At 73.4% G+C, this 22,171-nt stretch carries 20 protein-coding genes, 1 pseudogene and 1 riboswitch; of the genes and pseudogenes, 6 read left to right on the top strand and 15 right to left on the bottom strand.

All coding sequences use genetic code 11. The features are described 5' to 3' along the window. Positions 1-14 precede the first annotated feature (14 nt). Entirely contained in the window at positions 15-830 is an 816-nt protein-coding gene (locus tag Q0994_RS19520; RefSeq protein ID WP_299536581.1) for an NAD(P)H-binding protein, read from the bottom strand. An 86-nt stretch (positions 831-916) separates the two neighbouring features. On the opposite strand from Q0994_RS19520, the gene Q0994_RS19525 reads away from it, so the two are divergent. After that, complete coding sequence (locus Q0994_RS19525) at positions 917-1,411, top strand: helix-turn-helix domain-containing protein (protein ID WP_363325557.1); 495 nt, start codon at positions 917-919, stop codon at positions 1,409-1,411. Positions 1,412-1,632: 221 nt separating this feature from the next. Here Q0994_RS19525 and thpD read toward each other — a convergent pair whose 3' ends face one another. From thpD to Q0994_RS19550, 5 genes are all read right to left on the bottom strand, one after another. Next, positions 1,633-2,526 carry an ectoine hydroxylase gene (thpD, locus tag Q0994_RS19530; RefSeq protein WP_299536583.1) on the bottom strand — a complete coding sequence of 298 codons (894 nt, stop codon included), beginning with the start codon at positions 2,524-2,526 and terminating at the stop codon, positions 1,633-1,635. A 6-nt stretch (positions 2,527-2,532) separates the two neighbouring features. Then, positions 2,533-2,931, bottom strand: coding sequence for an ectoine synthase (locus Q0994_RS19535; RefSeq protein WP_299536585.1), 399 nt, complete (start codon positions 2,929-2,931; stop codon positions 2,533-2,535). 108 nt (positions 2,932-3,039) lie between these two features. Further along, positions 3,040-4,302 (bottom strand): diaminobutyrate--2-oxoglutarate transaminase, encoded by a 1,263-nt coding sequence (gene ectB / locus Q0994_RS19540; protein ID WP_299536587.1) that lies wholly within the window; start codon positions 4,300-4,302, stop codon positions 3,040-3,042. A 208-nt stretch (positions 4,303-4,510) separates the two neighbouring features. Then, positions 4,511-5,041, bottom strand: a complete 531-nt coding sequence (gene ectA / locus Q0994_RS19545; RefSeq protein WP_299536590.1) for a diaminobutyrate acetyltransferase — start codon at positions 5,039-5,041, stop codon at positions 4,511-4,513. Positions 5,042-5,424: 383 nt separating this feature from the next. Beyond that, positions 5,425-6,528 carry an alanine--glyoxylate aminotransferase family protein gene (locus Q0994_RS19550; protein ID WP_299536594.1) on the bottom strand — a complete coding sequence of 368 codons (1,104 nt, stop codon included), beginning with the start codon at positions 6,526-6,528 and terminating at the stop codon, positions 5,425-5,427. Between the two features lie 207 nt (positions 6,529-6,735). On the opposite strand from Q0994_RS19550, the gene Q0994_RS19555 reads away from it, so the two are divergent. The 3 genes from Q0994_RS19555 (at position 6,736) to Q0994_RS19565 (ending at position 10,082) form a co-directional block, all read left to right on the top strand. Further along, complete coding sequence (locus Q0994_RS19555; protein WP_299536597.1) at positions 6,736-7,839, top strand: amidohydrolase family protein; 1,104 nt, start codon at positions 6,736-6,738, stop codon at positions 7,837-7,839. Positions 7,840-8,183: 344 nt separating this feature from the next. After that, entirely contained in the window at positions 8,184-9,416 is a 1,233-nt protein-coding gene (locus tag Q0994_RS19560) for an SCO1860 family LAETG-anchored protein (RefSeq protein WP_299536599.1), read from the top strand. Positions 9,417-9,605: 189 nt separating this feature from the next. Next, the gene (locus Q0994_RS19565; protein WP_299536601.1) at positions 9,606-10,082 is read left to right on the top strand and encodes a carboxymuconolactone decarboxylase family protein; all 477 of its coding nucleotides are present in this window, start codon (positions 9,606-9,608) and stop codon (positions 10,080-10,082) included. 181 nt (positions 10,083-10,263) lie between these two features. Here the strand turns inward: Q0994_RS19565 and Q0994_RS19570 are convergent, their stop codons facing one another. From Q0994_RS19570 to Q0994_RS19580, 3 genes and pseudogenes are all read right to left on the bottom strand, one after another. Further along, positions 10,264-10,884 carry a dihydrofolate reductase family protein gene (locus Q0994_RS19570; RefSeq protein ID WP_299536603.1) on the bottom strand — a complete coding sequence of 207 codons (621 nt, stop codon included), beginning with the start codon at positions 10,882-10,884 and terminating at the stop codon, positions 10,264-10,266. Continuing rightward, positions 10,884-11,390 (bottom strand): SRPBCC family protein, encoded by a 507-nt coding sequence (locus Q0994_RS19575; RefSeq protein ID WP_299536606.1) that lies wholly within the window; start codon positions 11,388-11,390, stop codon positions 10,884-10,886. Before Q0994_RS19575 ends, Q0994_RS19570 begins: the two co-directional genes overlap by 1 nt. A gap of 3 nt (positions 11,391-11,393) precedes the next feature. After that, a pseudogene (locus Q0994_RS19580) lies at positions 11,394-11,699 on the bottom strand (metalloregulator ArsR/SmtB family transcription factor); the annotation flags it as partial. Between the two features lie 152 nt (positions 11,700-11,851). On the opposite strand from Q0994_RS19580, the gene Q0994_RS19585 reads away from it, so the two are divergent. Then, positions 11,852-12,658, top strand: coding sequence for an ABC transporter permease (locus Q0994_RS19585; RefSeq protein ID WP_299536608.1), 807 nt, complete (start codon positions 11,852-11,854; stop codon positions 12,656-12,658). A 27-nt stretch (positions 12,659-12,685) separates the two neighbouring features. Here Q0994_RS19585 and cobC read toward each other — a convergent pair whose 3' ends face one another. After that, the gene (gene cobC / locus Q0994_RS19590) at positions 12,686-14,305 is read right to left on the bottom strand and encodes an Rv2231c family pyridoxal phosphate-dependent protein CobC (RefSeq protein ID WP_299536610.1); all 1,620 of its coding nucleotides are present in this window, start codon (positions 14,303-14,305) and stop codon (positions 12,686-12,688) included. Between the two features lie 94 nt (positions 14,306-14,399). Here cobC and Q0994_RS19595 point away from each other — a divergent pair, with 94 nt between their 5' ends. Then, complete coding sequence (locus Q0994_RS19595) at positions 14,400-15,122, top strand: ZIP family metal transporter (RefSeq protein WP_299536613.1); 723 nt, start codon at positions 14,400-14,402, stop codon at positions 15,120-15,122. A 37-nt stretch (positions 15,123-15,159) separates the two neighbouring features. Here the strand turns inward: Q0994_RS19595 and Q0994_RS19600 are convergent, their stop codons facing one another. Genes Q0994_RS19600 through Q0994_RS19620 form a run of 5 tightly spaced genes read right to left on the bottom strand, consistent with a single transcriptional unit; the run spans position 15,160 to position 21,842 of the window. Further along, positions 15,160-16,509, bottom strand: coding sequence for a cobyrinate a,c-diamide synthase (locus Q0994_RS19600; protein WP_299536615.1), 1,350 nt, complete (start codon positions 16,507-16,509; stop codon positions 15,160-15,162). Then, positions 16,503-17,111 (bottom strand): cob(I)yrinic acid a,c-diamide adenosyltransferase, encoded by a 609-nt coding sequence (cobO, locus tag Q0994_RS19605; protein WP_299536617.1) that lies wholly within the window; start codon positions 17,109-17,111, stop codon positions 16,503-16,505. Before cobO ends, Q0994_RS19600 begins: the two co-directional genes overlap by 7 nt. Further along, entirely contained in the window at positions 17,111-19,180 is a 2,070-nt protein-coding gene (locus tag Q0994_RS19610; protein WP_299536619.1) for a putative cobaltochelatase, read from the bottom strand. The genes cobO and Q0994_RS19610 overlap by 1 nt, the downstream gene beginning before the upstream one ends. Further along, on the bottom strand, positions 19,177-20,898 hold the full coding sequence (locus Q0994_RS19615) for a cobyric acid synthase (RefSeq protein WP_299536621.1): 1,722 nt from the start codon (positions 20,896-20,898) through the stop codon (positions 19,177-19,179). Before Q0994_RS19615 ends, Q0994_RS19610 begins: the two co-directional genes overlap by 4 nt. Beyond that, positions 20,895-21,842, bottom strand: coding sequence for a cobalamin biosynthesis protein (locus tag Q0994_RS19620; protein WP_299536622.1), 948 nt, complete (start codon positions 21,840-21,842; stop codon positions 20,895-20,897). The genes Q0994_RS19615 and Q0994_RS19620 overlap by 4 nt, the downstream gene beginning before the upstream one ends. 124 nt (positions 21,843-21,966) lie before the next feature. Beyond that, positions 21,967-22,105: riboswitch (cobalamin riboswitch) on the bottom strand. Positions 22,106-22,171 lie beyond the last annotated feature (66 nt).

Here is a 22,171-nt window from a genome sequence, read left to right on the forward strand (position 1 = left end):
CGGAGCCGTTCGCGTCAGCTCGTGCCGGGGCGCGTCGCGGAGGCGGTGTCCGCCGCGACGGCGAGTGGATCGGTGAGCGGTCGGCCGAGCAGCCCGACCAGGTCGGGGCCGGTGCCGTCGAGGAAGCCGTGCCGGACACTCGTGGCGATCGAGGCGAGCATCGACGGCTGGAACGGCAGCAAGCCGTCGTCGGCGAGCAACCGCGCCCGGTACTCGCCGAGTCCGATCGTCCGGTGCGTGACGCCGAGACGTCCGGCGACGCCCGCGGCGGTGATCGGCTCGCCCACCAGGTCGTAGGTCTTGCCGGCGTGGGGCGCCGGGTCGAGGGCGACCACGGCCGCGGCTGCGGCCAGGTCCGCTCGCGCCACCGCGGAGAGGGTGCCGTCCCCGAACGGTGACTCCAGGCCGTCCGGCGTCCAGGTCAGCAGCGCGCCGAACAGTTCGGCGTACAACCCGTTGCGCAGAATCGTCCATCCGAGACCGCCGGTCCGGACCATCCGCTCCGTGGCCCGGTGCGCGAGCGCGAACCCGAGATGATCGCCCGCGCCGGTCAGGCTGGTGTAGACGACGTGGGAGACGCCGTCGCGAGCCGCGGCATCCAGAACGGCGCGGTGACGTGCGAGGACCCGGTCGTCCTCCGCGTATCCCGCGGAGACGAGAACCAGGGTCGAGACGCCCGTGAGGTCCAGGCTCGCGGGGTGGTCGAAGTCGAGGTGGCGCCGGCCCTCGGCGGGCGTACGGCTGCCGCCCAGGGCGGGCGCATCGCGCTCGGCCAACGCCCGGAGCGTGAGGGAGGCCAGTTGTCCGTTGGCGCCGGTCACCATGATCATGTGTTTCCGTCTCCTGCCGTGGTTCTGTTCAGTAACTACGGTGAGAGCCTGAACCGGCCGTGACGGGTCTACAAGGAGGCACTTTCGTGTCAGTGACGCACACCGGTGTGACCGCCGGAACCGACAGGACCGACGCGGCGGGCGGGACGGCCGGGCCCGCAGGGTCCGCCGGAAGCGACGCGGCCGCCGGGACCGCCGCGCTCGAACCGTGCGGGCGGGCGGACCATCCCGACTGCGGTATCCGTGACGTCCTCGACCGGGTGGGGGACAAGTGGTCCGTCCTGGTGATCGTGGAACTCGCCAACGGGCCACGGCGCTTCCGCGAGCTCCAGCGCGCTGTCGAGGGGATCTCGCAGCGCATGCTGACCCTCACGGTGCGCCGGCTGGAACGGGACGGCCTGGTGCTCCGGACCGTGTACCCGACCGTGCCCGCCCAGGTCGACTACCGGCTCACCGGGACCGGTGCGAGCCTCACCCATCTCGTCAAGGCGCTCGCCGACTGGTCGTTGGACCACCGGGACGCCATCGCGCACGCCCGGCGGGTCTACGACGGTGAGCACCCCGACCACGAGATCCGGTGAACCCGGCAGGTACCGGCGAACACCCGCGAGCACCGGCGAACCACCTGCGGACACCTGCACGGACCCGCCCGCACCGGCCGTGCGCATGCGCTGAGGCCGCGAGTCGGCACGCGCGACGGCGGCGGGGCGGAACGCGTCATGCGTTCCGCCCCGCCGCCGTTCCACGCACCGTCGTCCGGGTGTGAGCCGGGGACGCCGGGCTCCGGCGCGTGGTGTCCGTGCTACCTCACCGGCGTGAAGTCGCGCGCCCCGATGAACTCGGGCCGGCGCACCGGGGCCGCGAACGGCTCCTCGGCGGTGTTCTCCACGCTGTTGAAGACGATGAAGACGTTGCTGCGCGGGTACGGGGTGATGTTGTCGCCCGAGCCGTGCATGGCGTTGCAGTCGAACCAGGTGGCCGAACCGGCGCGCCCGGTGAACAGCTTGATGCCGTGCGCGTCCGCCATCTTCGTCAGCGCCTCGTCGGACGGAGTGCCCGCGTCCTGCATCTGCAACGACTTCTTGTAGTTGTCCTTGGGCGTCTCGCCGGAGCAGCCGAGGAACGACATGTGCGATCCCGGCATGATCATCAGACCGCCGTTGGTGTCGTAGTTCTCGGTCAGCGCGATCGAGACGGAGACGGTGCGCATGTTCGGCAGCCCGTCCTCGGCGTGCCAGGTCTCGAAGTCCGAGTGCCAGTAGAACCCGGACGCGCCGAACCCCGGCTTCACGTTGATCCGCGACTGGTGGACGTAGACGTCCGAACCGAGGATCTGGCGGGCCCGGCCCACCACGCGCTCGTCGGAGACCAGGCGGGCGAAGACCTCGCTGATCTTGTGGACCTCGAAGACCGAGCGCACCTTCTGGGACTGCTTCTCGACGATGGACCGCTCGTCGGCCCGGACCGCCGGATCGGCGATCAGCCGCTCCAGCTCCCGGTGGTAACCGGCCACCTCGTCGGGGGAGATGAGCTGGTCGACGGTGAGGAAACCGTCGTGTTCGAACGCCCGCAGGTCGTCGGCCGCGATCGGTCCCGGTGCGCCCGGCGCGGACCAGACGACCGGGTCCTGGCGGGGAGTAATCGTCTCGGCGGCGCCGCGCGACGGGTACAGATCGGTGCGTGCGTAGGTGGTCATGGGGGTTCAGTCCTCCTCGGTCAGCAGCGGGTAGACGCCGTTCTCGTCGTGGTCCTCCCGTCCGGTGACCGGAGGGTTGAAGACGCAGACGCAGTGGAAGTCGCTCTTCGGCCGGAGCGTGTGGTGCTCGTGGCCGTCGAGCAGGTACATGGTTCCCGGCGTGATCCAGTGCTTCTCGCCGGTGTCGTCGTTGGTGAGTTCGGCCTCGCCCTTGGTGCACAGGACCGCTTCGATGTGGTTCGCGTACCACATCGACGTCTCGGTGCCCGCGTAGAGGATGGTCTCGTGGAGCGAGAAGCCGACCTTCTCCTTGGCCAGCACGATGCGCTTGCTCTCCCACGTACCCGTGGCGGCCTTCACGTGCCGGTCGGTGTTCTCGATGTCGCTGAAGGATCGGACGATCACGGTGGGGTGCAGCCTCTCTCTGTACGGTGTGTGTCCCGCCTGCCCCGGCGCGGCCGGGGCAGACCCCCGGCGGACGACCGGATTCCGGTTCGTCCGCCGGGCGGTGGGTCAGGCGGTCTCGCGGACGGCGCGGGCCAGCGTGCGCAGGCCCTCGTCCAGTTCTTCGGGGGTGATGGTCAGCGGGGGCAGCAGCTTGACGACCTCGCTCTGCGGCCCGGAGGTCTCCAGCAGCAGGCCCAGCTCGAACGCGCGGGCGCAGACCGCCGAGGCGCGCGCCGGGTCGGTGAACTCCATGCCCCAGACCAGGCCGCGGCCGCGGAACTGCGCGGTCGCCTCCTCGCCGCAGATCGCCAGCAGGGTCTGCTCCACCTGCTCGCCGCGGGCCCGGGTCTGCTTCTCCATGTGGCCGTCGGCCCAGAAGGCGTCGAGCGCGGCGGCTGCCGTGACGAACGCCGGGTTGTTGCCGCGGAAGGTGCCGTTGTGCTCACCCGGCTCCCAGATGTCCAGCTCCGGCTTGAACAGGCAGAGCGACATGGGCAGTCCGTAGCCGCTGATGGACTTCGACAGGGTGACGATGTCCGGCACGATGCCGGCCTCCTCGAAGGAGAAGAAGCCGCCGGTGCGGCCGCAGCCCATCTGGATGTCGTCGACGATCAGCAGCATGTCCTGGCGGTGGCAGAGCTCCTGCAGCGCGCGCAGCCACTCCGCGCGGGCCACGTTGATGCCGCCCTCGCCCTGTACGGTCTCCACGATCACGGCGGCGGGCTTGTTCAGCCCGGAGCCCTGGTCCTCCAGCAGCCGCTCGAACCAGAGGAAGTCCGGGACCTGCCCGTCGAAGTAGTTGTCGAACGGCATCGGCGTGCCGTGCACCAGCGGGATGCCGGCCCCGGCGCGCTTGAACGCGTTGCCGGTGACGGCGAGCGAGCCCAGCGACATGCCGTGGAAGGCGTTGGTGAAGGAGACCACGGACTCACGGCCCTTCACCTTGCGGGCCAGCTTCAACGCGGACTCGACCGCGTTGGTGCCGGTCGGGCCCGGGAACATCACCTTGTACGGCAGGTCGCGCGGGCGCAGGATCACGTTCTGGAACGTCTCCAGGAAGGCGCGCTTGGCGGTCGTCGCCATGTCGAGGCCGTGGGTGATCCCGTCGCGCTCGATGTAGTCGAGCAGCGCCCGTTTCAGCACGGGGTTGTTGTGCCCGTAGTTGAGCGAGCCGGCGCCGGCGAAGAAGTCGAGGTAGGTGTGGCCGTCCTCGTCGGTCAGCCGGGCGCCCTGCGCGCGGTCGAACACGGCGGGCCAGCCCCGGCAGTAGCTCCGGACCTCGGACTCCAGGGTCTCGAAGACGGACAGGGCGGGCGGGGTGATGGTCACAGCGGTTCTCCTGCTTCCAGTGGGGTCCGCACGGACGAGGAGATACGGCCGTCGTCCGGTGCGTGGCTGCGTGCGGGGGATTCTGCGGTGTACGGGATGCGTGCGCGACGGACGCGTACGCGCGCGGGGTACCGGTCGCCGCGGGACCGGCCCCGGCAAGCCGGGGGAGTGGCGCGGGCGGCACTGCCCGCGCGGCGGCCGCCGCGCCTCAGGCGCCGAACGGGCCGATGCGGTACAGGACCTCGGGCAGGTGCGCGTCCTCGGGGAACAGGTCCCCGTCGAAGAGCACCTCGCGCTCCACGGCCACGTCGTGCCGCTGGGCGTAGGAGGTGAACAGCCGGTTGGACGCGGTGTTGTCCGGGGTGATCGTCGTCTCCACCGAACGGAGACCCTGACCGGCCGCGACCCGCTCGGTGAGCGCGTCCAGCAGCCGGGCCGCGAGCCCTTCGCCCCGGTGGGCGTCGTCGACCGCCACCTGCCAGACCACCAGGGTCTGCGGGCGCTCGGGACGTACGTAGCCGGTGACGAAGGCGATCGGCTCGCCGTGCTCGTCGCGGGCCACCACGGAGGTCGCGGCGAAGTCCCGGCACCACAGCAGGTAGCTGTACGAGGAGTTCAGGTCCAGGACCTTCGAGTTGCGGGCGATACGCCAGATCGCGGCTCCGTCCTCCACTCGCGGGGCTTCGATCGTCAGCAATTCATTTCGGGCTCGGGCACATTCTGCGGGTGCGGCGGTCATGCGGATGAATTTACCCAGCAAATTTCTGAATTGCATGGGGGGAAGGGGTTGGGTCGTGCGGGGCCGCGTGTTATCACGCGGGCGCGGGCCCTGCGGGCAAGGTGGAGATCTGTTGGCTTATGTCCTGGATTTATCTGGCATAACGACGGACGTGTGGAGTCGGTCACATGGCTGTAACCTGCCCGGATGATGTTCGCCAAATACTCGAACCGCGCAGAACGGACAGCTTCGCACTTGTTTGTTTAAGGCTGTGGGGTCCGGGCATAAGAAGTGCGGGAAGCTGCTTTCGATAAAGCAGCTTCCCGCATTCTTTGCATTTCTCCGGACGGGCGTTTTCGATAACCCTGTTCGGGCTGTCCGGCAACGCCGTCCGGGCTCTTCGATCAGCTCGGCCAGGTTTCCAGGACGGCCGCGCGGGCAGCCTCCGGATCGACCGTCCGGCCCGTCGCCGCCAGCGCCGAACCCAGCGCCGCGAGCGAGGAGAGCACCGCGCCCCGCGTGGCGTCGACGCCGTAGTGGTTGACCCGGATCATCTCCTTGGACAGCGCCCCGCCGCCCGCGATCAGCGGCAGCGTCGGGTCCGCCGCGAGCGCCCGCGCGACCAGCTCGGCGGCGTCCACCCCGGCGGGCGCGCGCAGCGTCGTGGCGACCGGAGCCGCGTCCCGCGCCTCGTGCACGTACGGCGTCAGCTCCGCGCCGAGCGCCACCGCGCCCGCACGGGTCGCCGCCGCGGCGGCGGCGTGCCGCGCCATCAGCGGTTCCAGCCCTTCCGCCTCGATGCGCTCCACGCACGCCTCCAGCGCCAGCATCTCCAACTGCGCGGGAGCGTGCAGCAGTGCCTTGCGGCCGCCGTCGATCCACCGCTGCTTCCAGTCGAGCAGGGACAGATAGGAGTGGCGCGGCGCGTGCGGGTTGGCCGCGATGCGCTCCCAGGCCCGGTCCGACACGGAGACGGCCGAGACGCCCGCCGGCCCGCCCATCGCCTTCTGCGCGCCGATCACGCACAGGTCGACGCCCCAGGCGTCCGGCAGCAGCGGCTCGGCGCCCACCGAGGCCACCGCGTCCAGCATGAACAGCGCCCCGTGCGCCCGGACCACCTCGCCGATCCCGGCCACCGGGTTGGTGTTGCCGGTCGCCGCCTCGGCGTGCACCAGCGACACGAAGTCGATCTCCGGGTGCTCGGCGAGCGCCCGTGCCACCTGCTCCGCCGTGACCGCCGAGTGGTACGGCACCGCCAGGTCGTGCACCTGGGCCCCGCAGTCCCGCAGCCAGTCGCCGAAGGTCTGCCCGTACGGGCCGGTGATGACGTTGAGGGCGACGGTGCCGGGACCGGCGGCGCCCCGGATGCAGCCCTCCAGCGGCAGCAGGGCCTCGCCCTGCATGATGACGACGTCCTGCTCGGTGGCGAGAAGACGTGCCACCCGCCCCTCGATGGCCGCGAAATGCGCGGCGGTGAGCGGGGTGAGGTCCAGGAAGGGGTGCGTCACGGTGGTGCTCTCTTCGGGTCGGCCGGTGCTTCCGTGCACGGAACGGTGCACCGTCGAGGGTACGGGCTGCCCCTCCGGCGGACCCCGCGCAGGGCCCGGTGCGGGGTCGGGTACAGGGCCGGGGCGAGGGACCCGGTGCAGGAGCGTCCCGCGCCCGCGGGCCGGGCCCGTCCGCGCGCTCCGGACGCCCCTCGTACAGTGCCGGGCATGAGTGAGCACGGAGAGCCGAGGGTGCTGCGGGTGACGGGACGGGTGCTCGTCGGCCCGGACGAGGTCCTGGACGAGATCTGGTCGGTGGACGGCCGGATCGTGTACGACCGGCCGCCGGGCGCCGACCGGGCGCAGACGGTGCGCGGCTGGGTCCTGCCGGGGCTGGTGGACGCCCACTGCCACGTGGGCCTCGACCGGCACGGACCGGTGGACGCCGCGACCGCCGAGAAGCAGGCGCTCACCGACCGGGAGGCCGGCACCCTGCTCATCCGGGACGCCGGCTCGCCCTCCGACACCCGCTGGATCGACGACCGCGAAGAACTGCCCAAGATCATCAGGGCGGGTCGGCACATCGCCAGGACCCGGCGTTACATCCGCAACTACGCCCACGAGATCGAGCCCGGGGACCTCGTCGCGTACGTGGCGCGGGAGGCCCGTCGCGGCGACGGCTGGGTGAAGCTGGTCGGCGACTGGATCGACCGGGAGGCGGGGGACCTGGCGGCCTGCTGGCCGCGCGGCGAGGTCGAGGCGGCCATCGCGCAGGCCCACCGGCTGGGCGCCCGCGTCACGGCCCACTGCTTCGCCGAGGAGTCGCTGCGCGACCTGGTGGAGGCGGGCATCGACTGCGTCGAGCACGCCACCGGACTCACCGAGGAGACCATTCCGCTCTTCGCGGAGCGCGGCGTCGCCATCGTGCCGACGCTGGTCAACATCGCGACCTTCCCGGAGATGGCGGCCGGCGGCGAGGCGAAGTTCCCCCGCTGGTCCGCCCACATGCGCCGGCTGCACGCACGCCGCTACGACACCGTGCGCGCGGCGTACGACGCCGGCATCCCGGTGTACGTCGGCACCGACGCGGGCGGGTCGCTCCCCCACGGCCTGGTCGCGGGGGAGGTGGCCGAGCTGGTCAAGGCCGGCATCCCGCCCCTGGACGCGCTCGCCGCGACGACCTGGCAGGCCCGCCGCTGGCTCGGCCGTTCCGGCCTGGACGAGGGCGCCCCCGCGGACCTGGTCGTCTACGACGAGGACCCGCGCGCCGACGTACGCGTCCTGGCGGCGCCCCGGCACGTGGTGCTGAACGGGCGCGTGATCGGCACGTGACCGGCTGGGTGGTGGCGGGCGGGCGATCCCTCCCGAGTCGTGCGGTTGACAGCCAGTGTCTTGGGCGGGCCGCCCTCGTTGTTCTCCGTCCACCCGGCACCGATTCGCAGCGCTCCGGCCCCCGCACCGCCTCAAACGTGCGAAACGGGTGGCGTGGGGGAACGGACGTGCCGAAAGATTCGAATACGTAGGCTAAAACCCCTCTTTGGGGTGAACTCACTCCAGGTATAAGTCAGTTCACTCGGAGTGCGTAAAGATTCACGGAGTCGAGGCCACCGGCGCACGCGATGTCCCCCATGGGACGGCGCCGTTGGCTCCATGTCTCCTGTGGGGGTTCCACCATCTTGAACAGCAACACCTTCCGTCTCGCTGCCCTGACGGCCGTCGCCGCTCCCGTCGCGCTGCTCGCCGGCGTTCCCGCGCAGGCGGCCACCGCGACCTCCTCGGACGAGGGCAGGGCGAGTGCGGTCGTGCTCCGCACCGGACTCGACGTCTCGCTCCTCGACAAGGCGGTGGACATGCCCCTGGAGGTCACGCTCAACGAGGTGACGGCGCCGCGCAGCGCGGAGCAGACCGCGCTGAGCGTGCGGGTGGAGGGCGCCGACGGGGGGAGGCCGGTCAGCGTGCTGCGGGCCGACGTGGCGACCTCCGAGGCGACGGTGACCAGGAAGAAGGCGGAGGGGCGGAGCAACCTGGTGAAGGCGCGGGTGCACGTGCCCGGTCTGCCGCGGCTGTCGCTCGTCGAGGTCGAGAAGGTCACGTCCAAAGCGGTGTGCGAGGTCGGCAGGAAGCCCGTCGCGGAGTCCGACGTGCTCGGCCACGTCTCCGTGCTGGGCAAGCGGATCACGCTCACTTCGGGCGGCACGACGGAGGTGGACGTGCCCGGTGTCGGCAAGGTGACCCTGGACCTGTCGAAGACTTCCACCACCTCCCGGACCGCCGCCGCGGCGGCCCTCCAACTCCGCGTCTCCGTCAACCCGCTCAGGTTGAACGTGGCGAACGTCGAGGGGGAGGTCACCCTCGCCGGAGCCACCTGCACCACGCCAGGCCGCCACGGCGGCGGCAACAGCGGCGGCCACAACGGCGGTTCCGGCAACGGTGGTGGCCACAACGGCGGTTCGAGCGAAGGCGGCTCGGACAACGGCGGCTCGGACAACGGCGGCTCGGACAACGGCGGCTCGGACGACGGTGGCACCAGCGACGGCGGTGCGGGCGACGGCGGGACCGACAACGGCGGCGCCTCCACGGGCGGCGCGGGCAGCAGCGACGGCGCGAGCAGCGGCAGCACGACCGGCACCGGCGGCTCGGACGCCGGCGGCTCCGGCGACGGCGACGGCTCGGGTACCAGCGGTACCGGCGGCAAGGACTCCACCGGCGGCTCCGGCGACGGCGGCACGGACACGGACGTGAAGACCCGGACCGGCGCCGACTCGTCGTCCGGCTCCACCGGCAACCTCGCCGAGACCGGTTCCTCGTCCAGCACCCCGTACCTCGCGGGCGGCGCGGCCCTGCTGCTGGCCGTCGGCGCGGGCGCGACCGTGCTGGCCCGCCGCCGCAGCGGCGGCAACCAGGGCTGACCCGCCCGGAGGCCCCGAGCGCGGGCCTCCGGACCGGAGGGAGTGCCCCGGACCGGGGAGAACCGGTCCGGGGCACTCCCACGCCCGGCGCCGGTGGGTGGGGCGGCGTCCCCCGTCCCCGTGTCACAACCCGGCGGCCCGTCTCGTCCCAGAGGTGCACTCACCCACGAGCACCCGAGGGAGCACACCATGGACGCGCGACTCGACTACTTCGCCGATCCGAACGCGAGCAAGGCGTTCAAGCACTTCATGGCGATCGGCCAGATCCTCAAGGCATCGGCCCTGCCGGCCGCCACGCAGGAGCTGGTGGCGTTGCGGGTCAGCCAGATCAACGGCTGTGCCGCCTGCATCGACATGCACACCAAGGAGGCGGCCGCCGCGGGCGAGACGGCGGTGCGGCTGAACCTGGTGGCCGCGTGGCGGGAGGCCACCGTCTTCACCGGGGCCGAACGCGCCGCGCTGGAACTGGCCGAGCAGGGCACCCGGGTCGCGGACGCGGGCGAGGGCGTCGACGACGAGGTCTGGGCACGCGCCGCCCAGCACTACGACGAGGGGCAGCTCACCGTCCTGGTGATGCTGGTCTCCTTCATGAACACGGTGAACCGGCTGAACATCATCACCCGTCAGCCGGCCGGCGGGTACGAGGCCGGGCAAGCGGCCCACTGACATCCCGGCCCACCCACATCCCCACCCACCGGTATCCCGCCGGATCGCCGAGCCGTCACCAAAGTCAACTGCCGCTGAGACCCGCAAGTTACGAGGCTATGCGCAGTTGGCCGTGGTGGCCCGCCGATTCAAGCGGGTGCGCCGTGGGTGCTCGACTCGCCGGGGTGGGGTGGTGGCGCGGCTACCGTGGGCGCACGGCGTAGGTCAGGTGCGTCACGCGCGACGACGGCTCGGAACGGACCGGCTCCAGAGCGACCCTGGACGCGTCCACGCCGTCGAACAGGCGGATGCCGGCGCCGAACAGCACCGGTGACAGCGCGATCGAGAACTCGTCGACCAGGCCCGCGTTCACGTACTCCAGGATCGTCGCGCCGCCACCCGCGATGCGGACGTCACGGTCGCCGGCGGCCTCGCGGGCCTGGTCGAGCGCGGTCTCGATGCCGTCGTCGACGAAGTGGAACGTGGTGCCGCCGGGCCGCTCCCAGGGGTCACGCTTCTCGTGCGTCACGACGAACACCGGCGTGTGGAAGGGCGCCTCCTCCGGCCACATCTGCTCGCCGGCGTCGAACATGCGCTTGCCCATGACGCTCGCGCCGGTGCGCTCGAACGTTTCCCGCGCGATGTCGTTGTCGCGCCCTTCCTTGCCGCCCTCGCCGAGCTTCAGGTTCTCCCGGAAGAACCGCAGCGGGAAGATCCACTGCTGCAGTTCCATCCACTGCTGCCCCATCAAGTCCTCGGAGGACTCGGGCGCGATGAACCCGTCCAGCGACATCGACACGCTGAAGAACACCTTCCCGGCCATCAGCCCTCCGCTCCCTTCCGCGCGAGGTCGGTGACGTAGGCGGCCAGGTTGCTCAGGGTCTGCCGGCCGCCCTCGATCGCGTGGTACTTCTCGACCGCCTCGTCGCGCAGTTCCCCGGTGGGGAACACCGTGCGCATCTCGATCCGGGTCGCCGCGCCGTCGGGCTCGAACGTCAGGACCGACTCGAAGGCGTTCGGGTCGCCGCGGGACTCACCATGGAGAAACTCGATCCGCTCCGGCGCGACGATCTCGGTCCAGGTGATCCACTCGCTGTAGTCGGTCCCGTCCGGTCCGTGCATCACGAAGTCCCACTCCGCGCCGACGCGGAACTCGAACGACTGCGTGGTGGTGGTGAACCCCTCCGGCCCCCACCACCGCGACAGGTGCCGGACCTCGGTGAACGCCTCGAACACCAGCTCCCGCGGGGCGTCGATGATCCGGGAGATCACGATCTCCCGGTCGGCCGTCGCCGGCTCCGCCCGCGCTTCTTGCCTTGCCCCTGCCATCGGTCATTCCTCCTGTGGTGTCTGCTTGAGGTCCTGCACGTAGGTGTCCAGCCGGTCGAAACTCTGGTTCCAGAACCGCTCGAATCCGCCGGCCCACTCGTAAACCGGCCGCAGCCCGCCGGCGTCCAAGCCGTAGAGGCGCTGCTTGCCCGCTCCGCGGACCCGCACCAGCCCCACCTCCCGGAGCACCCGCAGGTGCTCGGACGCCCCCGGCTGACTCATCCCCAGCTCCTGGGCCAGGTCGGTCACCGGCCGCTCGCCCGCCCGCAGCAGCGCCAGGATGTCCCGGCGCTGCGGCTCGGCGATCGCGTTGAAGACGTCGTACGTCGTCGCTGCTCATGTCATGGGAGCATCATATTCCGATATAGGCATGCGTCAAGCCGGTCGGGAACCGGGCGAGTCTTGTCGGATGGCGTCCCCGCACGGGCCGGCCCGCACCGGGCGGCTCGTAGGCTGGGCCGGTGACCCTGAGCGCGGCACCCCTCCTCCCCGTCAACCTGACGCTCGGCATCCTGCTGGCCGTGCTGCTCCTGGTGGCGGCGGGGGTGGCGTACCGCTGTCACCTGTCCCCGGCCGACGGGGCGAACCGCCCGCGCGAGATCCTGGTCGCCGGGGTACGCGCGGCGGCCCAACTGGCGGCGGTCTCCCTGATCATCAAGTGGGCCGTCACGGACGTGCTCGGCACGCTGGCCTTCCTGGCCGTCATGTTCGCGGTGGCGGTGCGCACCACGGGGCGCAGGATCACCGCCAACGGCACCTGGTGGCTGGCGGCCGTGCCCCTCGCGGCGGGGGTGGCGCCGGTCGTCGGGGCGCTGCTGCTCACCGGACTGGTGCCGGTGAAGGGGGTCGCGCTGATCCCCGTCACCGGCATTCTGATCGGCGGGGCACTCACCGTCACCGTGCAGGCAGGCCGCCGCGCCCTCGACGAACTGGAGCAGCGGCGCGGCGAGGTGGAGGCGGCGATGGCCCTCGGTTTCTCCGACCGGGACGCCCGTACGGAGATCGCCCGCGCCCCCGCCTCCGACGCACTGCTGCCCGGCCTCGACCAGACCCGTACGGTCGGCCTCGTCACGCTTCCCGGTGCCTTCGTCGGCATGCTGCTGGGCGGCGCGAGCCCGCTGATGGCGGGCGCGGTGCAGCTCTTCGTGCTGATCGCCCTGCTGGCGGTGCAGGCCGTCGCCGTCGCCCTCACCATCGAACTCGTCGCCCGGCACCGGCTGTTCCGGCCCGGTCGGGACGACGGCACCGGCGCACGGGCGACCGGATAGCGAGGGAAGCCGGACGCACGCCCCGCCCTATGCCGGGTGCGCCTGCAACGCCAGGTCCAGCGCCTGGAGGAAACGGTTCGTCGTGACGCGGTCGCGGACCGCCAGGCGCAGCCACTGCGGTCCGAGGCCGGGGAAGGTGTCGCCGCGCCGGGCGGCGAAGCCGAGCGCGCGCAGGGTGCCCCGGACCTCCGCGGCGCGTTCCAGCCGGATCAGCACGAACGGGCCCTCGGCGGGACCCGCCACCTCGATCTCGTCGAACTCGGCGACCCCGGCCAGCAGATGGGCCCGGTCCACCGCGATGCGTTCCGCCGCGCAGGCCGCCTCGGCGAGCGCGAACGGCTCCACGCACGCCTCGGCCGCGGCCAGCGCCGGGGTCGACACCGGCCACAGCGGCTGTGCCTCCGCCAGCAGCGCCACGGTCTCCGGTCCGGCCAGCACGTAGCCGATCCGCAGCCCCGCCAGCCCCCAGGTCTTGGTCAGGCTCCGCAGCACCACCAGCCCCGGAAGGTCGGTGCGCCCGCACAGCGCCTCCCGCTCGCCGGGCACCGCGTCCATGAACGCCTCGTCCACCACCAGCGTCCGGCCGGGCCGCGCCAGCTTCTCCAGCACGGCGGCCGGGTGGAGCACCGAGGTCGGATTGGTCGGATTGCCGATCACCACGAGGTCGGCCTCCTCCGGCACCATGGCCGGAACCAGCCGGAAGCCGTCCTCCGCGCGCAGCACCACCCGGTCCACCGTGTGCCCCGCCGCCCGCAGCGCCGCCTCGGGCTCGGTGAACTGCGGGTGCACCACCACCGGCCGTCTCGCCGGTATCGCCCGTGCGATCAGCACGAACGCCTCCGCCGCGCCCGCCGTCAGCAGCACCCGCTCCACCGGCAGCCCGTGCCGGGCGGCCACCGCCGCACGGGCCGGTCCGCCGTCCGGATAGGCGGCCAGCGAGCCCAGTGAGCAGGCGATGCGCTCCCGCAGCCAGTGCGGGGGCGTGCCGGTGCGGACGTTGACCGCGAGGTCCGTCAGGCCACCGCCGCGCACCTCGGCGTCACCGTGGTGACGCAGATCGGGACCGGCGCTCTCGGCGTACTGCGTGGGGGGAGTCATGGCAGCCATGGTGGACGGTGCGGCCCCGTCCGTCACGGGTGCGGCCGGATCGCTTGCCGTTGGGTGGCTGAAAACAGTCGTCGGTGCGGCAACCCCGGTATCCGCCGCATCCGCCGTACGCCCCGGCCGCCGCCGGGCCACCGCGCAGGTGGCCCGCGCCGAACGGATCTTCGGCACCAGCAGCTCGTCGGCCGCGTACAGGGCCGCCGCCTCCGCCACCGACGGCGTTCCGGTCACCTCCGCCACCTGCCCCGAAGGGCCCGGCACCCGTACGCCCGCCAGCGCGGCCACGGTCCGGCCGCGCAGCGGCACCCCCAGCCGGGCCGCCGCCGCCACGATGCCCGGTTCGGTCGTCTTCGCGTCCACCGTGGCCAGTTCCACCACGTCCGCCGCCCGCAGTCCGGCCGCCTCCAGCGCCTGCCCGATCAGACCGAGCACTTCCTCGCACGCCACCCCCCGGCGCGATCCGACCCCCACCACGAGACCGCCGGGCGATCCCCCGGCCCTCCCGCCGGACGTCCCGGTTCCGGATGCGGCGGGCGTGGTCATGTCGGTGTTCCTCTCCTACGGGGGTGGTACGGGCCCCGCGGGCGGCAGGGGGACCGAGATGCGGGCGGGTGCCCTCATCGGCTAGCAAGGGCGCATGGCGGTGTTCGTCGCGCTCGGCGCGTTCCTGATGACCCTGGTGGGCGGCTGGGTCGCCCGGCGCGTCACCGACCGCCGCCACCTGGTGCTGGGGCTGGCCGGCGGGCTGATGCTCGGCGTGGTCGGGCTCGACCTGCTGCCGGAGGCCGTCGAGGCGGCCGGCGCCCCCGTCTTCGGGGTGCCCGCCGCCCTGCTGCTCTTCGTCGGCGGCTTCCTGGCGGCCCACCTGGTGGAGCGGCTGCTGGCGGTGCGCCAGGCGGCGCACGGCGCTGCCGGGGAGCGCGTACCGCAGGTCGGGCTGACGGCGGCCGCCGCCATGGTCGTGCACAGCCTGATGGACGGGGTGGCCCTCGGCGCCGCGTTCCAGGTCGGCACCGGCATGGGGCTCACCGTCGCGCTGGCCGTCGTCACCCACGACTTCGCCGACGGATTCAACACGTACACCCTCACCAGCCTCTACGGGAACGACCGCCGCAAGGCGCTCGGCATGCTCTTCGCCGACGCGCTCGCCCCGATCGTGGGCGCGGCGAGCACGCTCGTGTTCACCCTTCCGGAGGAACTGCTCGGCTGCTATCTCGGCTTCTTCGGAGGGGCGTTGCTCTACCTGGCCGCGGCCGAGATCCTGCCCGAGGCGCACCACGACCACCCGGCCCGTTCCACGCTGCTGTGCACCGTCGGCGGAGTGGGTTTCATCTGGCTGGTCGTCGGCATCGCCGAGTAGCTGTTCCGCCCCCCGGCCGCCACCGGGTGCCCGTGCCTCACCGCGCCCCGCACCGCTCGACGAACCGCCGCGCCATGCCGGGCGAGGCCGCCCAGTGGGTGTGCAGATAGCTCGCGTGGACGCCCCACTCCACGAAGCCCTCGACCCGCCGCTCCGGCAGATGCATCCCCCAGGCCGGCACCGCGCCCGCACCGGGCTCCAGCACCGTCCGGTGGAACTCGTGGCCCCGCACCCGCGTCCCGGTCACCGCCAGCGGACTGTCGGACACCGCCACCGCCTCCCGGTAACCGAGGGTCAGCCGCTTCGTCATCCGCGCCTCGGCGTCCAGCACCCCGCACATCGGCAGCCCGTCCAGCTCCCGCGCGAGATACAGCAGCCCGGCGCACTCCGCGGCCACCGGAGCGCCCCGCTCCGCCAGCGCGGTCACGGCCGCCCGCAGCGGCTCGTTGGCCGACAGCTCCGGGGCGTACACCTCCGGGAAGCCGCCGCCGACCACCAGGCCGGCGGTGCCGTCCGGCAGCTTCTCGTCGTGCAGCGGGTCGAACACCACCACGTCGGCACCGGCCGCCGTCAGCAGTTCGGCGTGTTCGGCGTAGGCGAAGGTGAAGGCGGGACCGCCGGCCACCGCCACCACCGGACGGGCCGCGGCCGGCTCCGGGGCCGGCGGGCGCCAGGGCCCGGCGGCCGACGGGGGAGCGGTGCGGGCGAGCGCCATCAGCGCGTCCAGGTCGCAGCCCGCCCGCACCCGTTCGCCCATCGCCCGCACCGCCTCGACGGCGTCCGTGTGGCGCTCGGCGGCCGGCACCAGGCCGAGGTGGCGGGACGGCGTCTCCACCTGCGCCGCCCGCCGCAGCACCCCGAGCACCGGCAGCCCGGAACCCTCCAGGGCGTCGCGCAGCAGCGCCTCGTGCCGGTCGGAGGCCACCTTGTTCAGGATGACCCCGCCGATCCGCACCCCGGGGTCCCAGGAGGCGAAGCCGTGCACGAGGGCGGCGACCGAGCGCGACTGCGAGGACGCGTCCACCACCAGTACCACCGGTGCCCGCAGCAAGGTCGCCACCTGCGCCGTCGACGCCAGCTCGCCCTGACCGGAGGCCCCGTCGAACAGCCCCATGACGCCCTCGACGACCGCCAGGTCGCAGCCCTCGGAGCCGTGCGCGAACAGCGGCTCGATCAGGTCCGTCCCGCACATGTAGGCGTCGAGGTTGCGGCCCGGACGGCCGGTCGCCAGCGCGTGGTAGCCCGGATCGATGTAGTCCGGGCCCACCTTGTGCGGCGAGACGGCGAGGCCCCGCTCCGCGAAGGCCGCCATCAGGCCGGTGGCCACGGTGGTCTTGCCGCTGCCGGACGCCGGAGCGGCGATGACCAGTCGGGGAACGCTCACCACTCGATGCCTCTCTGGCCCTTCTGGCCCGCGTCCATCGGATGCTTGACCTTGGACATGTCGGTCACCAGGTCGGCGGCCCCGATCAGCTTGTCCGGGGCGTTGCGGCCGGTGATCACCACGTGCTGCGTGCCGGGACGGCCGCGCATCACCTCGACCACCTCGTCGGTGTCGATCCAGCCCCAGTGCATCGGGTAGGCGAACTCGTCGAGGACGTAGAGCTTGTACGTCTCGGCCGCGAGGTCGCGCTTGACCTGCTCCCAGCCCTCGCGCGCCTTCGCCTCGTTGTCGGAGTTGTCGCCGTGCAGGCCCCGCTGGACCCACGACCAGCCCTCGCCCATCTTGTGCCAGGCGACGGTGCCGCCCTCACCGCTGGCCCCGAGGACCTTCAGCGCGTTCTCCTCGCCGACCTTCCACTTGGCGGACTTCACGAACTGGAACACCCCGATCGGCCAGCCCTGGTTCCAGGCGCGCAGCGCCAGACCGAAGGCGGCCGTCGACTTGCCCTTGCCGATGCCCGTGTGGACGAACAGCAGCGGGCGGTTGCGCCGCTGACGGGTGGTCAGCCCGTCGTCCGGCACCGATGTCGGCTGTCCCTGTGGCATTAAGCGGCCCTCCCGGCTGCGGTGACGTCCTTGACGAGCCCGGCGATCGAGTCGGCCCGCAGCTCGTCGAGCGTGACGGCGGTCCCTCCCAGATCGCGGGCGAGCTGTGCGGCGAGCCCGAGGCGTACGATCCCCGACTCGCAGTCCACGACGACCGACGCGGTGCCCTGCGCACCGTGCAACCGGGCCGCCTTGCCGGCCAGCGCCACCGGGTCCGGCCCGCCGGTGGCCCGGCCGTCGGTCACCACGACCAGCAGCGGCCGGCGCGAGGGGTCCCGCAGCCGCTCCACCCGCAGCACGTCGTGCGCCTTGAGCAGCCCGGCGGCCAGCGGGGTGCGCCCGCCGGTCGGCAGCGTCCCGAGCCGGGCCGCGGCGGCGTCCACCGAGGACGTCGGCGGCAGCGCCACCTCGGCGTCCCGGCCGCGGAACGTCACCAGGCCGACCTTGTCCCGCCGCTGGTACGCGTCGAGCAGCAGCGACAGCACGGCGCCCTTCACCGCGCCCATCCGCTGCCGCGCCGCCATCGACCCGGAGGCGTCCACCACGAAGAGCACCAGGTTCCCCTCGCGTCCCTCACGGGTGGCCTGCCGCAGATCGTCCCGGCGCACCACCAGCCCCGGCCCGGACCGGCCGCGCGCCCGCTGGTGCGGGGCGGCCGCCTGCACGGTCGCGGCCAGGTGCAGACGGGTCAGCGCCCCCTGCGGCAGCCGCGCGCCGGTCGTCCGTCCGTGCTCCGTACGGGCCCGGGAACGCCGGCCCGCCGCGCCCTCGCCGAGCCCCGGCACGCTGAGCATCCTGGTCCGGAACGGTTCCGCGGCGGCCACCGGCTGCTGCTCGCCGCCGCCCCGCCCGCCGGAACCGGGCGCGTCCGCGCCGCTCTCCGGCCCGGCCCCCTCGTCCGTGCCCTCCGCGCGGTCGGAAGGCGCGGCCTGCCCGTCGTCGCCGGCGCCGCCCTGCGGCGGCACCCCGCCGCCCCCGCCCCCGGGGCCGCCGTCGGGGCCGCCGTCGGGGCTGTCCGGGTCGGGCTCCTCGGAGCCGTCGCCCGGAGGCCGCTCGTCCGGCGCCGACTCCCGCAGCGTGTCGTCCAGCTTGTCCTCGTCGAGCCCCGGCGCGTCGAACGGATTGCGCCGACGCCGGTGCGGGAGCGCCAGCAGGGCCGCCTGCCGCACGTCGTCCGCGGTGACCTCGTCCCGCCCGGCCCAGGCGGCCAGCGCGGTCGCGGTACGCGCCATCACGATGTCGGCGCGCATCCCGTCGACCTCGAACGCGGCGCAGGTCGCGGCGATCTGCCGCAGCACGCCGTCGCCGAGCACGACGCGGGGGAGCAGCGCGCGGGCCTCGGCGATGCGCAGGCGCAGCGCGTTCTCCTCGTCGGCCCAGGCCGCCGCGAACGCCTCCGGATCGTCGTCGTACGCCAGCCGCCGCCGCACCACCTCGACCCGCAGGTCGGTGTCGCGGGACGCGGCCACCTCGACCGTCAGCCCGAACCGGTCCAGCAACTGCGGCCGCAGCTCGCCCTCTTCGGGGTTCATCGTGCCGACCAGCAGGAACCGCGCCGCGTGCCGCACGGAGACGCCCTCGCGCTCCACGTACGAGGCGCCCATCGCCGCGGCGTCCAGCAGCAGGTCCACCAGGTGGTCGTGGAGCAGGTTGACCTCGTCCACGTAGAGGATGCCGCGGTGCGCGTCGGCCAGCAGACCGGGCTCGAACGCCTTCACGCCCTCGGCGAGCGCCCGCTCGATGTCCAGCGCCCCGACCAGCCGGTCCTCCGAGGCCCCGACCGGCAGTTCGACGGTACGCGCGGGCCGTCCGACCCCCGTCGCGCCCTCGTGCGGCCCGTCCGGGCACGCCGGATCGGGCGCCGCCGGATCGCACGAGAACCGGCAGCCGGGCACCACCGCCACCTCCGGCATCAACGCCGCGAGCGCCCGCACGGCGGTGGACTTCGCGGTCCCCTTCTCACCCCGCACGAGCACACCGCCGACCGCGGGACTGACGGCGTTCAGCAGAAGTCCGAGCCGCAGATCGTCCTGCCCGACGATCGCGGTGAAGGGATACGGCGTACTCACAGTGCCTCCTCGTTGTCCACGCTCACCACTACCCCGCCCGATTCCGCGCCGGCCCGAAATTCCGGCCCGCGCGACCCCGCGATGCCGGCCCCCGCTCCCGCGTCGGCCCGAAAATCCAGCCCGTCCGGCGCTTGAGGACCGGGGCCCGGGGCGGAGCCCCGGCCACCCGCACCCGGAGCACCCGCACCCGCCGGCGCCCCCGGCGGAACGAACGGCAGTCCCCCCGGCGCCCCCTCCTCGATCAGCCGCCACAGCGCATCCGTGTCCGCGTGCTCCTCGATCAGATCGCCGAGCCGGTCCAACTGCTCCTCCCGCAGCGCCGCGAAACTCGTGTCGGGCGCGGGCGTGAACCGCCGCCCCGACGCCCGCGCCACCCGCTCCAGGAACGCCCGCCGGAACCCGTCGCTCTCCAGCGACCCGTGCCAGTGCGTCCCCCACACCGCACCGACCCGGCACCCGTCCAGGAACGGTTCGCCGCCCCGTACGTCCGCGACGCCGTGGTGGATCTCGTACCCCTCGACGGTCTCGCCCAGCGCCTCGCCGACCGGCCGCGCCAGCGTCTTCTCCCGGTCGAAGCGGATGCGCACCGGCAGCAGCCCGAGGCCGTCCACCACGCCCGCCCGCGACTCGACCTCGTCCTCGATGCGTTCGCCCAGCACCTGGAAGCCGCCGCAGACGCCGAGCACCGGCCGCCCCTGTGCCGCCCGCCGCACCAGCGCGTCGGCCAGGCCCCGCTCGCGCAGCCAGGCCAGCGCCTTGACGGTGCCGCGGGTGCCCGGCACGACCACCAGGTCCGCGTCGGCCAGTTCCTCGGGCCGGTCCACGAACCGCACGATCACGCCCGGTTCGGCGGCCAGCGCGTCCACGTCGGTGAAGTTCGACATCAGCGGGACCGCGCAGACCGCGACCCGCAGCACGTCCTCGCCGTGCGGCGGCGCCACCACCGACTCGCGGACCGTCCCGCGCAGCGAGACCCGCAGGCCGTCCTCCTCGTCGATGCCGAGCCCGTGCGCGAACGGCAGCACCCCGTACGTCCGGCGGCCCGTCAGCCCGTGCAGCATGTCGAGCCCCGGCCGCAGCAGCGACACGTCGCCGCGGAACTTGTTCACCAGGTAGCCGGCCACCAGTTCCTGGTCCTCGGCCGACAGCAGCGCCGTCGTGCCGAAGAACGAGGCGAACACCCCGCCCCGATCGATGTCGCCGACGACCAGCACCGGGAAGCGCGCGGCCCGCGCGACCCCCATGTTCACGATGTCGGTGCGCCGCAGGTTGATCTCCGCCGGGCTGCCCGCGCCCTCGCAGATCACCGCGTCGTAGGCGGAGCGCAGTGCGTCCAGGCACTCCACGACCGTTCCGAACAGCGCCTCCTGCCGGCCGCCGTGGTAGCCGCGGGCGCTCATCTCGCCGACCGGCCGGCCCATCAGCACGACCTGGCTGGAGCGGTCGCCGCCCGGCTTCAGCAGGACCGGGTTCATCTGCGCCGTCGGCTCCACCCGGGCCGCCTGCGCCTGCATCGCCTGGGCCCGCCCGATCTCCGCGCCCCCGCGCGTCACGAACGAGTTCAGCGACATGTTCTGCGCCTTGAACGGGGCGACCTTCACCCCCTGGCGCACCAGCCACCGGCAGATGCCCGCGGTGACGACGCTCTTGCCCGCGTCCGAGGTGGTCCCGGCGACCAGCAGCCCGCCGCCCCGTGTCCGCGTACCGCCGACCGTCATGATGTCCGCCTCGCTCCCGCGATCAGCCGGCCCGCCGCGCACACGCCGAGGGCCAGCACACTCACCCGGCGCGACAGCCGCACCGCACGTTCGATGTCTCCGTGGGCCACGGCGCGGCCCTCCGCGCCGTTCAGCACCGGCCGGTGCTCGACCCGCCCGCCGTACGCGAGGGTCCCGCCGAGCCGTACGCCGAGCGCGCCGGCGAAAGCGGCCTCCACCGGACCGGCGTTGGGGCTCGGGTGCCTGCCCGCGTCGGCGCGCCAGGCGCGCACCGCCGCGCCGGGCCGCCCGCCGGCCGCGACCGCGAGGGCCGCGGTGAGCCGGGCGCCCGGCCACCCCGCGACGTCGTCCAGCCGCGCCGAGGCCCAGCCGTAGTGCAGATGGCGCGGGGACCGGTGGCCGACCATGGCGTCGAGGGTGTTGACGGCGCGGAAGCCGACCAGTCCGGGCACCCCGCCGAGCGCGCCCCACACCAGGGCGCCGACCACGGCGTCCGAGGTGTTCTCGGCGACGGACTCGACCACCGCGCGCGCGATTTCGGGGCCGTCCAGCGCCTGCGGGTCGCGGCCGCACAAGTGCGGCAGCCGCTCCCGGGCGGCCGTGAGGTCCCCGGCGGCCAGCGCCGCACCGATCGTGCGGGCCTCGCGTCCCAGCGACGTACCGCCGACGACCGACCAGGTGACGGCGGCCGTCAGGGCGGTGGAGGCGAGCGGACGGTTCCGCACGGCGCGGGAGGCGAGCGCGGCGGCGGCCACGGCACCGCCCGCGCAGACGAGGGTGTGCAGGGCGCCCCGACCCCGGTCGTCGCGCCACAGGCGGCGCTCCACGGCGGCGGCGGCCCGGCCGAACCCGGCGACCGGGTGGCCCCGGCGGGGATCGCCGAGGAGCAGGTCGCCGATCAGACCGGCGGTGGCGCCGTACGCGAAGATGCGGTCGGCACGCACGGCTCAGCCGGCCGGCGTGCGGATCGTTCCGGCAACGGGTGACAGGGGATCGGGCGCACGGCGGCCAGGCATGGCGTATGTCCTCACTCAGGGTCCGCGCCCTGGTTCGACGAGACGGCGACGAGAGTCTCCTGGCTTCCGGGACCGCCGCGCCCCGGCCCGTTCCCGTGGGCCGCGCGGACGCGGACCGTGGGGGGACGGAGGGGGAAGCGGCTGCCCGGTGACAGTGGCGGGACCGCGCCGGATTCGCACCGGCTTCCTCTGCTGTCGCCGTGAATGGCTCCGGCAGTCCACCACGCTCCGCGAACGCCAGTCAACTTGCCGTTGAC

It is taken from the genome of uncultured Streptomyces sp., assembly GCF_947488945.1.
Classification (GTDB): Bacteria; Actinomycetota; Actinomycetes; order Streptomycetales; family Streptomycetaceae; genus Streptomyces.